General features: G+C 52.5%; 12 protein-coding genes and 1 pseudogene. 9 read left to right on the top strand and 4 right to left on the bottom strand.

Translation table 11 applies throughout. The features are described from left to right. Positions 1-2 precede the first annotated feature (2 nt). The 7 genes and pseudogenes from C453_RS00490 (at position 3) to C453_RS20095 (ending at position 7,153) form a co-directional block, all read left to right on the top strand. Complete coding sequence (locus C453_RS00490; protein WP_008322004.1) at positions 3-863, top strand: hypothetical protein; 861 nt, start codon at positions 3-5, stop codon at positions 861-863. Then, complete coding sequence (locus C453_RS00485; RefSeq protein ID WP_049907339.1) at positions 863-1,768, top strand: hypothetical protein; 906 nt, start codon at positions 863-865, stop codon at positions 1,766-1,768. Before C453_RS00490 ends, C453_RS00485 begins: the two co-directional genes overlap by 1 nt. Positions 1,769-1,785: 17 nt before the next feature. Then, a complete protein-coding gene (locus C453_RS20885; protein ID WP_338035945.1) occupies positions 1,786-2,736 on the top strand; it encodes an eCIS core domain-containing protein in 951 nt (316 codons plus the stop codon). Positions 2,737-2,738: 2 nt separating this feature from the next. Then, complete coding sequence (locus C453_RS00475) at positions 2,739-3,773, top strand: hypothetical protein (RefSeq protein WP_008322001.1); 1,035 nt, start codon at positions 2,739-2,741, stop codon at positions 3,771-3,773. 55 nt (positions 3,774-3,828) lie between these two features. Further along, positions 3,829-4,594: pseudogene (locus C453_RS20935) on the top strand (eCIS core domain-containing protein); the annotation flags it as partial. Between the two features lie 11 nt (positions 4,595-4,605). Continuing rightward, the gene (locus tag C453_RS00465) at positions 4,606-5,445 is read left to right on the top strand and encodes a hypothetical protein (RefSeq protein ID WP_008321999.1); all 840 of its coding nucleotides are present in this window, start codon (positions 4,606-4,608) and stop codon (positions 5,443-5,445) included. A 1,135-nt stretch (positions 5,446-6,580) separates the two neighbouring features. Next, positions 6,581-7,153 carry a hypothetical protein gene (locus C453_RS20095; protein ID WP_160163375.1) on the top strand — a complete coding sequence of 191 codons (573 nt, stop codon included), beginning with the start codon at positions 6,581-6,583 and terminating at the stop codon, positions 7,151-7,153. Between the two features lie 74 nt (positions 7,154-7,227). On the opposite strand, the gene C453_RS19335 is transcribed toward C453_RS20095, so the two are convergent. Continuing rightward, positions 7,228-7,437, bottom strand: a complete 210-nt coding sequence (locus C453_RS19335; protein WP_083881551.1) for a hypothetical protein — start codon at positions 7,435-7,437, stop codon at positions 7,228-7,230. A 797-nt stretch (positions 7,438-8,234) separates the two neighbouring features. Here C453_RS19335 and C453_RS00455 point away from each other — a divergent pair. Then, positions 8,235-9,272: a class I SAM-dependent methyltransferase gene (locus C453_RS00455; RefSeq protein WP_008321997.1), complete on the top strand. Its 1,038-nt coding sequence runs from the start codon at positions 8,235-8,237 to the stop codon at positions 9,270-9,272. 68 nt (positions 9,273-9,340) lie between these two features. Here C453_RS00455 and C453_RS00450 read toward each other — a convergent pair whose 3' ends face one another. From C453_RS00450 to C453_RS00440, 3 genes are read right to left on the bottom strand one after another with little or no spacing between them, the layout of a single operon-like run. Continuing rightward, positions 9,341-10,285: a glycosyltransferase family 2 protein gene (locus C453_RS00450; RefSeq protein ID WP_008321996.1), complete on the bottom strand. Its 945-nt coding sequence runs from the start codon at positions 10,283-10,285 to the stop codon at positions 9,341-9,343. A gap of 32 nt (positions 10,286-10,317) precedes the next feature. Beyond that, positions 10,318-11,127, bottom strand: coding sequence for a hypothetical protein (locus C453_RS00445; RefSeq protein ID WP_008321995.1), 810 nt, complete (start codon positions 11,125-11,127; stop codon positions 10,318-10,320). Position 11,128: 1 nt separating this feature from the next. After that, a complete protein-coding gene (locus tag C453_RS00440) occupies positions 11,129-11,656 on the bottom strand; it encodes a hypothetical protein (RefSeq protein ID WP_152417951.1) in 528 nt (175 codons plus the stop codon). Positions 11,657-11,906: 250 nt separating this feature from the next. On the opposite strand from C453_RS00440, the gene C453_RS00435 reads away from it, so the two are divergent. Continuing rightward, positions 11,907-13,778 carry an ABC transporter ATP-binding protein gene (locus C453_RS00435; protein ID WP_049907325.1) on the top strand — a complete coding sequence of 624 codons (1,872 nt, stop codon included), beginning with the start codon at positions 11,907-11,909 and terminating at the stop codon, positions 13,776-13,778. The last annotated feature ends 73 nt before the right edge of the window (positions 13,779-13,851 follow it).

Here is a 13,851-nt window from a genome sequence, read left to right as displayed (position 1 = left end):
GGATGGCCAACGTCAAACAACAGACCGGCGGCGCACTCTCGTTACTCCCACAGCCGGATTCCGAACTCGTCGTCGACCCAGACGAGCGCCTCGAACGTGAAGCTGATCAGGCTGCCAAAGAAGCACTCAGTGGTGAGGGCGATGCTCAAATTCAGCGATTGCCCGGGACGAGTGCTGAGGTTCACATCCAGCGCATCCCCGAAGGGAAGGTGTTCGAGGCGCTGGCGTTGTTCCAGGGTGAACTCGAAGACGACGCTGACAACAGCGAGCACCGTGAGGCCCACAACAAAAATCAGCTTAGCTTCCTCCACGATGTCGCCCAGGACGTTATCGAGAAACAGGACCATGAACGGATGCGGGACATCAAGCAGGAGGTCCAACAGGCGACCGACCCCGAAGCTGTTAAGAAGGAACTCGCCCAACGCGGTGGCTCAATTGCTGACGTCAAACAACAAATCGAGCAGTTACAGCAACAGGTCGACGCCGACCTCGAAGACGTGGCGCTGACTCAAGACCAGCGCAACGAACTGTTCGGTCAGGTGAGTACCAAAAAGTGGGACGAAGTTCCCTGGACGGTCGTCAAGGGCATTCTCTCTGCCACCGGCATCGGTGCCATCTTGCCTGTCGCCGAGATCGCCAGCAAGATGTCCGGCTACGACGCCGACGAGTACGCAGAACAGGCGACCGGGCGAGTGCGTCAAGGCGAGATCTCGAGCTGGGAGGATATCAAGCAGATCTTCTACAGTGAAAGTGGAGACCTGAAAGAGCGGGCAGAGAAAATCGAGAAACAGATTCGCGAGGGGACGTGGCTGGAAGAAGGTCAGGCACCTGATGACATCCCTTCTCCGGAGGCGGTTGAATGATGAAAGCGGTACTTGGTGATGGAGACGATGATGGGACTGGTATCCGAGTAGTGGATAATGCTGGCGCGAGTCACGGAATCCACGTTGCATTTGATGGGGAGATTACTTACCACGAATGCGACGAGGTCGCGAATAACCCAGCACTACGAACACGAGAAGAATGCGAACGTGTCGACCAGACGCGCCGCTACGCCCAGTGGTACGTCTACCGCGAGCGTGGCTACGACACTGTCCCGTCGACAGAGAATCCCGACCGGATTCTCGCAGCCTTACTCGCCGTCTCAAACCTTTCGGAGTACCGCTTCGAAGAACTCTTCGGCGACTTAGAGGACCGCCTCGCCAGCCACTACGACGACAGCCCAGTCGACCTCCCATTCCCTGACGCCGACCCGGACGACGCGATTATCTACCAGCAGGATGTCTACCTCCAGCCAGACCCCACAGACTTCGACCCACCTGTCCTCGACCAGTTCCGGGGCCGCTTCGAGGGCAAGTCAGATTCACCTGTCGTCCCCGACGAAGGCGAAATCGTGGTGGAAGACTTGGATGCTCTTGACTTCGGTATCGAGGCTGTCTCTGGCATTCACGTGATTCACAACGACGGGGAGGGCAATGAACAGCGTTCGCAGGGCGAGCAGCCGCTGGATAGAGAACCCGACGCTCGGGTGGAACTGATGACCACCAACCCCGACGAAGTCGCGCCGTTCCAGCATTTCGTCGTGTCGAACCTCGCGTGCCAAATCCGCGACCGGTTCTTGCTGATGGGCGTCAAACCGCCGGCAGCGTTCCAGGTTCCCGGCTGGGGAAGTTACGAAGGCTTCCAGTGCCAGAAGTTCTGTGACCTCTACGAGAACTACTGGGACACGACAGCCACGATCACCACCTGGGAACCCTGGAACGAATGATCGCAGAGCGTTCGTCGGTGTCGACCCGCGACTCGGGCATGGACCCACAGGAACGGGAAAACGAACTCTCGATCCGGCGGAGTACTGTCGCCGCCTATCAGGACGGTCCAGCCGGTGAGACAGCCACCCCCGAGAGCGTTCGAAACGTGCTCTCCTCGCCCTGCCAGTCACTGGATACGTCGATCCAGCGCGCGGTGGAAGACCGCATAGGCGACAATCTGGGTGACGTCCGCATCCACACCGGGCCGTCAGCGGCCAAAGCCTGCGAGGACATCAACGCCCGCGCGTTCACGGTGGGGAATCACGTCGCCTTCTATTCTGGCGAGTACGATCCGAGTTCTCCAGAGGGTCAGCACGTCCTCGCACACGAACTCGCGCACGTCCGCCAGCAAACGGGTGGCGCAGTGTCGATGCTACCCCAGCCAGGTCAGTTGGAGGTTGACCCGGACGAACGACTGGAGCGCGAAGCGGAGGAGACCGCCCAGCAAGTGATGGCGGGTGGCGAGCTCGGCATTCAGCGGCTGGCTGATACTGAGGTCCACATTCCGCGGATTGACAAGACTCGTCGAGACCTCCTCGAAGGGGATGTCTCACTCGACGAGGCCGCAACTGGTCTGGCGGAAGCCGATCTGAATCCTGTCGACGTCGATATCGAGTCGGAGCGCTTGCGGGACGCGTACAAGTATGCCGAGCATCTCGCCACGGCCGGGACGACCACCGGAATCGCACAAACAGTGGCTACGGAGTGCAATCTGAGCCAGCCAGAAGCGATTGCTGTGACATTGGCTGTAGGAGGGACAATACACGTCGGGAAAGATAGACTGCACCGCAACGATTATTACGTCATCTACGAGGTCGGCAAAACGCTCGGTATCCAGGATCAGGTATTGGCGTTCTTCGACAAAATGGACGCTGACATCCGGCCGGAAACGGAACTCGAAGGCAAAGCAAGCAGTCGAGAAGAGTAATCATGGATGCAAAAATAACTGGAGAGGGAGATGACATCATCGGTCTAAGTGTCATTGATAACAATGGGGTCGAACATCTCCTTGAGATAGATAAATCTGGAGAAATTACAGGCTATCAACAAGAAGGCTATCCCGACAGCGGTCTACGGACCGATGAGGATGAAATCTATATCGAACAAGCGCAGTATTACGCCAGATATTACGTCCAACGTGAGCGAGGATACCCAACATTTTACCCATATCTCACGCCGGAGTGGCTTGCGCACACGCTCGGAGCCGTCTTCGCCCTCGATTTCGACGCATTCGCGGAGTGCTTCGGTGAGTACGCCCACCAGTATCACAGTTCACTCCGCCCAAACATCGATCCCATCGTCGAGCTCCCAGAGACAGACGGTCCAATCGGCGGCATCATCTACCGCGCGGACGTCTTCCTGAGACTTGACTTCCAGGACTACCTCGACAACCCCGAGGCGATGGACCCACTCGACCACGTCGAGGGGATCACCGACGATTACGATCTCGTGACGGCCTTACGAGAGATGGTCACCGAACACCTGGATAACGGCACTAATCCAATCAAGGAGGTCTCCGCAGTGGACGTCCTCTACCAGACGAAAGACTCCAGGGGCACTATCGAAGAGAAGACCGTCGGCGAGCGCTCTCACACGCAGGATCGACCGGCGGATGCCCAACTGCAGATGACCCCACCGCAGACGACACTCGAACAGGACCTCTCGACGGAGATCATCCAGGGATTAGTGCTGCACCACCTGACCTGCCAGGTCCGGGATGCATACCTGCGATTGGGCATCGACCCGCCGGAACCGTTCCGGATTCTAGGCCAAGGCCTCTACGAACAGACGATCCGCTACCAACATACCGACCTGTACGACCCGTACCACCTCACCGACGCCGAGATTGAGGGCTATCGCCAGCCAGGCTTCGACACCGGTGGTATCGAGAGTGGCAGCCTTATGGGGTCATCGCAAGCGAAAACACTGAGTGGACTAATCAAACGTGCACTGTTCGGTGGATAACGAGTTCAACAGCTGGGTGAGTGACAGACTCCCGGTCATTGCAACCGGGAAAGTCCAGATAGGTGACAGCCTCGGCGACGTGCGCATCCACACCGGGCCATCAGCGGCCCGCGCCTGCGAGGACATCAACGCTCGCGCCTTCACGGTGGGCAATTCACGTCGCGTTCAACGCCGGCGAGTACGACCCAAGTTCGCCAGAGGGCCAGCACGTGCTGGCGCACGAGTTCGCGCACGTGAGACAGCAAACTGGTGGAGCCGTGTCGATGCTCCCACAGGAGAACCTGGAGTTAGAGATCGACCCTGATCCGCAACTCGAACGCGAAGCCGAACAGACCGCCCAGCGCGTCATGGAGGGCGGTGATCTGGGCATTCAGCGACTCGGGCAGACGGAGGTGCACGTCCAGCGGTCGGTCAAAGAAAAACTGTCGTCGCTGAAGGAATCGGTGTTCGGGGAGAACGACACTGGGGTATCACTGGACGACGTCGGAGACAAGTCCGGCGTCGAAGAACGATTGTACGCGCTGGCGAACAACCAACAGCAACTCCAGACGAAGGTCAACGAGCTGTCGATGAAGGTCGAGGGGACGCTGTTCGAGAAGGCGGGCGACGCCGGGATAGGCGAAAGCCTGAAGCTCGGGATGGAAGAAGCCGGCAAAGAGTCCGGGCTTCCCGGCGGCGGGTTGATGGGGAAACTCAGTGGCGCCGCACTGCAAGCCACCTACGATAATCGCGAGAAAGTCAAAGCCATACTCGGATTGAAAAGCGAAGCAAATCTCGACGAGGAGGCAAATACTGGATCGGGTTCTGCAGATTATAAATGAGGGAATAATACATGGAAGCATCAATCGAAGGTGGAGATGACGAAGGGTGTGGCCTAGAAATCACCGACAACCAGGAGGTCGAACACTGGATAGAGATTAAATACGAAAGTGGAGAAATATCCTACCACGAACAAGAGGGCTACCCGGACAACTCCGAGAAACGGACGAGTCACGGCAACGAGATGGTTCGCCAGGCTCGTGACCATGCGAAGTGGTACGTCGCACAGGAAACCGAGCACGATACCGTACCGTGGTATCTGGATACTGAGCGCCTGCAATCAGTCCGCTCAGCCATCGACGACTGCGTCGACGACGAACTCAGGACGTACTTCTACGAGTTCTACCGACAGCTAGCCGGCGAGTACGACGCCGATATCGTCCAGCCACATCCTGATCCGGTTCCAGCACGCGCTGCGATGAACGACTACCGCGAGTACAAACTCGACATCTACCTGACCGACAATGGCGAGATCGAAGCGAGCTCCGGCGTTCATGTGATGTACTACGGTGGCGTCAACGACGAACAATATATCTGGGCCGAGGACCCGTATCCAGACCGACAACCGGACGGCCGACTCGAACACGTCGTCCTCGACATCGACTGGGAGCAGTTCGATACGTTCCTCGACTACCATCTCCGATGCCAGATCCGCGACTCGTACCTCTCCCGTGGAGAAGACCCACCGGAAGAGTATCGCGTGCTCGGTCCTGGCACGGACCACATGATGACCCGCTGTATGACTCGGGACTGTCTGCCAGCGTATCACGAGTACGACGCGGACGTGGACGGCTACCGAGCAAACGATACGTTCAACGCCGGGATGTTTGGACCACTGCTGGACCTCTTCTAAATGGCAGTGACAATCCCCAGCGTCGAATCGTCCCGGTCGGCACGTGAGTCCGCCACCGGCATCTCCTCGCCCGGCCATTCGCTGGATCCGGACATTCAACCCGCGATGGAAGGAATAAGGGGCACTGGTATCGCAGGGTCGTGTCCACGATTGGAATCGATAGCGTATGTTCGTAGCCGTGCTGACGTACTGGTGCCGCCGCCGAGAGCCACTTGATCGGGATCAGTAGCGACGTGCATCTTCGATGGATGTGACTGAGACGTCAATCCTCGTGACATCCGACACGTACCGCTCGTGAAAGCACGAGTATGCGACCCGTCACCGGCACGGTCGTGCGTCTACTTGCAGACCGTCCGGCCTGAGGGGGGCTGACAGGGAGTCCTACGCGGACGTAGACCGACGTTTCGTGTTGCTACCTACCGAACAGAAGGCACACATCATTTGCATCCTCCGAGGTTGTGGCTGTTAACTATTCGGCGAACGTCGCATCCAGAACTCGACCCCACCAAGGGTAACAACGAGAACCGGAACCCCAATCCAGAGTAGCATGTACCACCCGAAGGGTGTCGGGTCAACCGGAGTTGCTCCAGCCTGAACAGTTTGCCACGTCGCGAAAGCGGTTACACCCAGCAGTCCCCCAGTAGCAACAATCGGCGAAAACATCCGATGTTGAGTGTACAGGAAGCCGGGGACGAACCCAACGAGAGACATGCCAACCACTACGTAGGTGACATACAGCGGTTCAGCGCTAAATGTAGCGACTAAGTCTTCAAAACCAAACGTACTCCATAAAACGGCTGCAAGGACGNCTACGTAGGTGACATACAGCGGTTCAGCGCTAAATGTAGCGACTAAGTCTTCAAAACCAAACGTACTCCATAAAACGGCTGCAAGGACGACATGGATCACACCAGTGAGGAGACTAGTTGAAACCGACTTCCTCGTTGCCGCTTCACTTGGTTGGAGGGCTGCCATACCTCAAAGGAGTGGGTTTATTCATGAATATATTATCCTCTTTGTGTCTAATCACCTAACTCAGCTCTTGAGTAACCCATCCCATGACGCGCCTCACCAACTCGATAACGGAATCATTGTGGCCAATTCATTTACATATTGTTCAATAAAACGATCCAATGTGACTAACCAAGATTTGCCATCACGCCGGGCTATTCTCGCGACTGGCCTTACTGTAGTCACCTCAGGATGTATGGCTCCGTTTAGTAATGGGCCAGATTGCTCACTATCGTATGACCATAACGAAGAAGAGGATCACGTATATATGTATGATCTTGGCACCACGAGCAACAATGTCAATAAAGGTGGTAACTGTAGCCGGTGGACAGCCAATAGTTGTTTCCAGATAACGTTGTGGATCAATACAGCGGTCATTAATAGAATTGAAGTCCAAGCACCAGATAACGAGATCGTAGCCCGATGGAGCACGAACAGTACATCTGAGTCTGAACGACCGATGGCGAATGAGAGCAAAACCTCCGCAAGTGATAGTGAAGATGTTTTTGTAGGGGTTACTCAGACACCCTCTGCTAATAATCCGAGTTTTGGTCCAGACGTTCCAGATTCAGCGCTTGGGGTTTATTTTGAACTAGCTGACCTGAACAAAGGGGAAATGGCTACGCGTCAAATATTGCTTTTTGATGACGATGAAGAACAGGTCGAAGAAATATCCGCTACACTAGATTGTTCATAATCGTCAAAAAGTATGATCCCAGTTTCATTGGGCTTAGTATCTGCAGCCAATCGAAAATCGTTCTTTAGATACCTTCAGAAATATTCATCTTTGATTATAAGCAGGAACCAGACTATCGGAGCGAGAACAAGAATCAATCCTACTATGCCTATCAGATAGTTCCCTTCCACAAGTCCCCGTGCCCACCCCCTTCCAAGGTGGAAAACGAACAGGGAGAGGACAACTAAAATCACAGTGCGGAGGGAAGACCTCAATCCTCCCGCATTGGAATTAGTTGGTGACATTACGTGATTATTCGTCTCGCCTTATGATAAATATTCCTTCGGTACGTTCGACCATAGTACTGGGCGACCATTTCACTCACAACTACAGTGTACTCAAACCACGCATCAAACTCATCTTTCGAGGTTGTGGTACCTCATAGTTTCCCGAACGGCCACAGTCCACAAACCTATATCACCGACCCCAACCGCGTCAGCATACTAGTGCTGAGGCTGATTTCCTTTCCGACCAGTCACTGGGTCGTTCGGATGGCTATTCGGAATACAACTGATTCAGCGATGCTTTCGGGATTGGTGAGTGCGAAGCCTGCATCGACGAGGGGGTTTGCTGCGGACCCTATCGGTGGCTGCGTTTCGTAGTTGGGTGACGTTTCATCAGAATCATTCTGAAATATCGTAGCCACTAATAGACATTCAATAATCAAATTGCATCTACAGTTACAACAGTACTGCCGTCTCACGATGAGACCGATACAGCATATCACTGCACAACCGCACAATAAATTGACACGTGGTCGCGTGTCAGACCCATCCTCCAAGGTTGTGGCGAAATTTAGACTAACGTCCATATTATATACTGAATACGTCGATTGTGTCAACAGCAGTTTCATCATTTCCTTCCCGACGACGTATCCGTTAGTCAACGACACTGGCCACCCGATTACGGGGCTGGTTACCTGAAATACTATTGTTGGTGAGAGCGGCAGCAAATACTCCAGCGGACAGCATCCGTCTGTATTTATAACTAGATATAACCAACATGAAAACGCATATATTACTCTCAAATAACAAGAACGAATGTGCACAATTTGGAATTGTGGCTCAAAGATGAACTCAGTGATGAGGAGGTCCATGAACTCGCGAAGGCCATTGACGAGAAGTATCCAGGAATCGCAAAACAGATCCGTGAAACGATGGCCAAAGACGGACCTGGAGCTGACTTTCTGAGGTCGATTCCCGAGTTCGTCGACGTGGATATGTTCGACTTCTGGGAGGCTATTGGTGTCCATATGACTCCAGTTCACTGGTCTTCTCCGATCGCAAATGTGCAAGGCCTCTCAGACGAACTCTGGACAGAGCCATCAGAAATGCCAGCTATCGACCTCCGGGTCGACGAACAGCTTGACCGGCTCTCAACATTCAAATCCAAATATCGGGATGAGTACAGTGAGTTCCCGATATACGAACGCTCAGAGAAGTTTAACGGGTTCGCAATCAAAAACCACCTCTTCGAATCAGTCGACACTGAAGTGCTGTATTCAATGATTCGGGAAAATAAGCCGAAACGGGTGATTGAGATCGGTGGGGGGAATTCGACTCAGGTTGCCAGCGCAGCACTACAGAAAAACGATCAGCGGTCAGAGCACCTCATTATCGACCCGGACCCCAAGAAAACGATCAAAGGAATCGACGCGAACCTCATCCAAGCAAAGGTTCAGGATGTGCCGATGTCGGTCTTTAACTCACTCGAGGAAGACGACTTACTATTCATCGACTCGTCACACGTTGGAAGAATTGGCAGCGACGTACTGTATGAATATCTCGACATTATCCCCCGACTAGATGATGGGGTGTTAGTACACTGTCATGACATCTTCTTCCCGTACGAGTATCCCAAACCTTGGATTACGCAATTCCGCTGGTTCTTCAACGAACAGTACCTCCTCCGTGCATTGTTAGCTGGAAATGACATAGAAGTGCTCTGGGCAACATATTATCTACACAAAGAGTATCCCGAACTCCTCGAGGAGGCATTCGAGAGCTACGAGGCCCTTGGGTCACAGTATGGCTTCGAACGTCCGAACGGCATTCCATCTAGCCTCTGGATGCGCACGTGAGGAGGTGAGGTTGACTCTGGGCTCCGATTTACTTGTGGATGTGATATATTCATCTCCGTAGACTACACCTATGCGACTTTCTTCCCCTGTATCTTGGCAAATAAGAATAGCCCAAGCGACCCAAATAGCGACGCGAGAAACCGTAGATATCCATATGTGATGCCGTACGGACGAGTCTTCGCGGAATTGTAGTACTGGTAGATCGCTGAGGAAGACCAGTAGCGATCGCTGAGTGCTGCCATTGCTTTGTAGCGGTGATATTCTGACTTCGCCGCTTCGTACTGCCTATCGGTCAGTCTGAACTCAGTTGGGATCTCATCGTAATAGTCCTGATACTCTGTGAAAATATTTGCTTGGCCATACAGAGATTCTTTAGAGAGACCGGCATCTGGCTCTTTTTGTTGTGAGTGGACGATGACCTCGTCAATAGTCGCGATGTTCGTTGTAGTTGAGAGTTCAAAGACTGTGGCAATGTCGTCATGAGGGAGACTCGCAATCGGAGGAATTGATTCGATCGACTCCCGTTCAACGACCATTGCGCACGTTGATAGAGGAGTAGTCAACAGCCCAAGCATGAACGAACGAAGCCTTTCAGGATTGAGTGGGTTCTCATTGGTGTAGAACGGCTTGATCATCTCCGGTGAAAGAAGAGAGTCAGGCATCCCAAATGCGACACCACATTGGCCATTCAGAGAGTTGACCAATTTCGATAATCCATCAGGCGTGACGGTGTCATCATCGTCGAGGAAGAAAACGTAGTCTTCAGTCGAGAGTGCGACCCCGATATCCCGTGCCTTAGCGATCTGTTTGAGTGTATGGTCGGTATCGTAGGACTGTATCGGAACGTAATTCACATCATATTCTCGTACGACTTCCTCAGCGTGTCGCTCGCAAGACATGTCGACGACATACACTTCTACCACCACTCCTTTCGATGCGAGGAGACTCTCGATGGCAGTCTTGAGGTATTCATTTCGGTAATACGTGGTTACGATCGCGTCGATAGTTTTCATATTAAGTTCTGGATTAGGTGGTTTCTGACTTTTCACAGTATAGTCGGGACTTGCCTCGAAACGAAGTAGATCGCTGGATACGTTGAGGAGAAACTGGTGATAAATCCATTAATCCCCATTGCAAAGGCAATCGAAATGTGCATCGCAAGTGCGACCCCGAATATTGCTGCGACCAGGGGTGGAGATAGCAACAAGATCACAGGGAACGCAATTTCAAACAGGACGACGCCATGACTGGCGAGCGCCGTCAGACCAGGAAATGACCGTGCCTTTTCGTAGAACCATGGATGACCCCACGTCGTTGTTGACAATACTAGTAGGACGGCATCACCACTGCGCCAGGCATTGCCCATCCCCTTCGTTACTCCAGAGATGAAGTACCCTAAGATACCCTGAGCAGCGATAAACCCAATTCCAGCTAGTTCGAGGAGGCTCCCACTCGGAGCAAGGACAGCAACGGTCAGTCCTGCACTGACAACAAGCGACATCTGATGTGCACCGCTCAGACCGACGCTGTGTCGAAGAACGATCACAAAATCAGTGGCAAGTAGTCCTGTTGCGAATGTTCCGAGAATAAGTACTGGTGCATTCAGAGTGGCAGCGATGGCCAACCCAACCCCAACTACGACACGAACAATTGCGACACCAACTATTCGATTCAACAGGGGTTCAATCAGAGAGAAACCCGGAATGTGCTCGATGTACAGACGCGTGGGTTCCCATCTCATAATCCCCGCTTTTCCATAGCGTTCTCTGACACTGATCATCTCAAACCCGGAGTAGACCGCATGGATTCCGATGATCCCTGCAACAAGCCGAATGGTGAGACCTGTACTGATCATCTCACACCTCGTGGAAGTACGAGAGGAAGAACGGTTTACTTTCCTCTTCTCGGAGAGAACCCCGTACAATCAGATACTGAACCTCTTTTGAGTCAGATACCCCAGGTAAATGTGACACGTAATTCAGCAAGGCAATGTATGGTGTGGAAACAACGTAATCCTCCATATCGATTTGCTGTAAAGATGAGGTGGAGACATCATCAGTCACCTCAGCATCGTCGTCTTTCTCCTTCTCGTCTTTTACTGCTTCGTACAGCGACTGGGCATAGTCGAACATCGCTTTCGTATCGTATAATTGTGGATTCCAGGCCCAGTGAAGTTGAGACGGAAAGTCGATGAATTCGTCGCAGTGTTGCCAGTCTGTGACACGTTCATCCTCTGTCTTTGTTCTGTATAGCAGGTGGAAGTCATACCTAGCGGGTTCTGGAGCAAAGAACCGATATGATGGAATAAGCGATAGACCGGGCTCCCCGATAACGGCTTTGAGTCTCTCACGGACGGGATCAAAAACCCGCGTGGAGGTCGCCACTGTCCAAATTGTCAACGTGGAAATTACCGCCCACGTGAAGATACTTTGCAACCATTGAGGTGATTGAAACACACTCATTATTCTACCAACACGATTCAATGTTGTATCACACTTGATAAGCTTTTCTTAGGTTTAAATCCTAGATAGACATATGCCACGGTGATTCACACCAAGGTTGGTTCAAGGTTCTTTATCAACACTTTTCATTTGGTGCAAAAGTATAAAGTGTTCCACATTTGCTTGTGTAAGCATGTCAGAAGAATCAGGAGACCGGATGTTGCTCTCAAGTGGAATCAGCAACGTCAAACGACCCTTACTTGAGTTGTTTTCTCGCTACAGTAGAGAGCACAAATGGTGGATACTATTTGGCGTCTTGACCTCCCTAGTCGCGCCGATTATCGGTATTCTTCCACCATACATCCTGCAAACAGCAATTGACTCGGTCTTATTAGATAATCGCCCGTTCGCCCTATTCGGACTTCGATCAGGTCTGTTTCCCGTCGGTCAGGCTGACCAGTTGTATCTACTCGGAGGCATCCTTGCAATAATCGGAATCGTCAGTGCTATTCTAAGCTGGTCTGCGGGATGGGTTTGGGGGAGATTCTCCCAGGAAGTTCAACACAAGGTTCGAGTAGATACCTATACGAAAGCCCAGAAGCTCGGGATGCCATTCTACGAATCCGAACAGACGGGACAGATAATGACTGTGTTAAATAACGACGTGAGGAGTCTGAACAATGTTCTGGGCAAGTTCATTGGGCAAGTTGTGAGCACTTCAGCGACGATTGTTGGTGTGACTGTGCTGCTATTCATCTTACACTGGGAGTTTGCACTGATTTCGCTCTTCTTTGTCCCAGCAATTGTCCTCGTAACTCGGTATTTCATTCGACGACTAAAGGTTGAGCACGCAGCCGTGAAGCAGCGTATTGGGGTTGTGAACTCCAAGATAGAAAACAATCTTAGCGGGATGCACGTAATCAAGTCGTATACTCGCGAGACTCAAGAGCGTGACCGCGTTGCTTCGGTTTCGAGAGGACTTTACGATAAGTTTTGGAACGTCATCGATCTTCGGATTCGATTCCAACCGAGCCTGAATGTCTTGAACACTGCTGGCTTCACGCTCATGCTGGTTCTGGGTGGGATCTGGATCGTCGAGGGTCCTCCGCTACTGTTCTCTGAGCCACTCTCAGAGGGGACACTGGTGGCATTTCTAGTTTATCAGCAACGCCTTATTCAACCCATCATCCAGACTGGCCAGTTAATCGACCAATACTATGGTGCCCGCGCATCGGCAGTTCGTGTGCTCTCACTGCATGATCATGAGGCACGGGAGCATAATTCGGAGAATGCTATCACAGTCGACCACTTCGACGGTCACATCGAGTTCGATGATATGTCCTTTGGATATCGCGATAACACGGTACTTACTGATGTCAACTTCACTGCCAACGCTGGCGACTTCATTGGGATCGTCGGTTCCACGGGGTCCGGTAAATCTACCCTACTGAAACTATTGCTACGCTTCTACGAGCCAGACAAAGGTGAAATCCGGGTGGACGATCACAATATCAAAGACATAAAAATCAACGACCTTCGAAAACGAATCGGAATTGTTCACCAAGACACGCATCTATTCTCCGGTACGATCGGAGAGAACCTAGGATACGGAGCAGCCGAAGCGACCGAAGAAGACATTAAACGAGCAGCTCGGTTAGCGAATGCACACGATTTCATTATGGAGTTCCCCGATGGGTACGAGACGAATGTAGGGGAAGGTGGAGCAAAGCTCTCCGGCGGACAACGACAGCGTATTGCGTTAGCTCGCTCGCTGGTATCCGACCCAGACATACTGCTATTAGACGAAGCTACCTCGCACGTCGACAATGAGACTGAACGGCAGATACAAGACAGTCTCGAAACTGTTGTTCAGGACCGGACGACGTTTGCAGTCGCACATCGGCTCTCGACGATTCGGAATGCAGACCAGATCGTTGTTCTTGATGACGGCGAGATTATTGAACAGGGGACACACCAGGACCTGATCAACCAAAATGGAAAGTACGCACAGTTGTGGTCGATTCACATTGGAGACAATCAACGTGCTGAACCGGTTCAACAATAAATAACAGATCAACACTCAAGTATGGGCGATATCTCTTTAGCATGCCTAAACACACAAGACCTCTCGCAAAGCG

It is taken from the genome of Haloferax elongans ATCC BAA-1513 (genome assembly GCF_000336755.1).
GTDB classification, from domain to species: domain Archaea; phylum Halobacteriota; class Halobacteria; order Halobacteriales; family Haloferacaceae; genus Haloferax; species Haloferax elongans.
Note: the sequence above shows the minus strand (reverse complement) of the source record. Positions and strands in the feature narration are given on the sequence as shown.

Excerpts from the sequence above, each read along its gene's own strand:
- C453_RS00485 (WP_049907339.1), top strand. The coding sequence starts at position 863 with ATGAAAGCGGTACTTGGTGATGGAGACGATGATGGGACTGGTATCCGA.
- C453_RS00450 (WP_008321996.1), bottom strand. The coding sequence starts at position 10,285 with ATGAAAACTATCGACGCGATCGTAACCACGTATTACCGAAATGAATAC.
- C453_RS00435 (WP_049907325.1), top strand. The coding sequence starts at position 11,907 with ATGTCAGAAGAATCAGGAGACCGGATGTTGCTCTCAAGTGGAATCAGC.
- C453_RS00475 (WP_008322001.1), top strand. The coding sequence starts at position 2,739 with ATGGATGCAAAAATAACTGGAGAGGGAGATGACATCATCGGTCTAAGT.
- C453_RS00445 (WP_008321995.1), bottom strand. The coding sequence starts at position 11,127 with ATGATCAGTACAGGTCTCACCATTCGGCTTGTTGCAGGGATCATCGGA.
- C453_RS00490 (WP_008322004.1), top strand. The coding sequence starts at position 3 with ATGGCCAACGTCAAACAACAGACCGGCGGCGCACTCTCGTTACTCCCA.
- C453_RS00465 (WP_008321999.1), top strand. The coding sequence starts at position 4,606 with ATGGAAGCATCAATCGAAGGTGGAGATGACGAAGGGTGTGGCCTAGAA.
- C453_RS19335 (WP_083881551.1), bottom strand. The coding sequence starts at position 7,437 with ATGTCACCAACTAATTCCAATGCGGGAGGATTGAGGTCTTCCCTCCGC.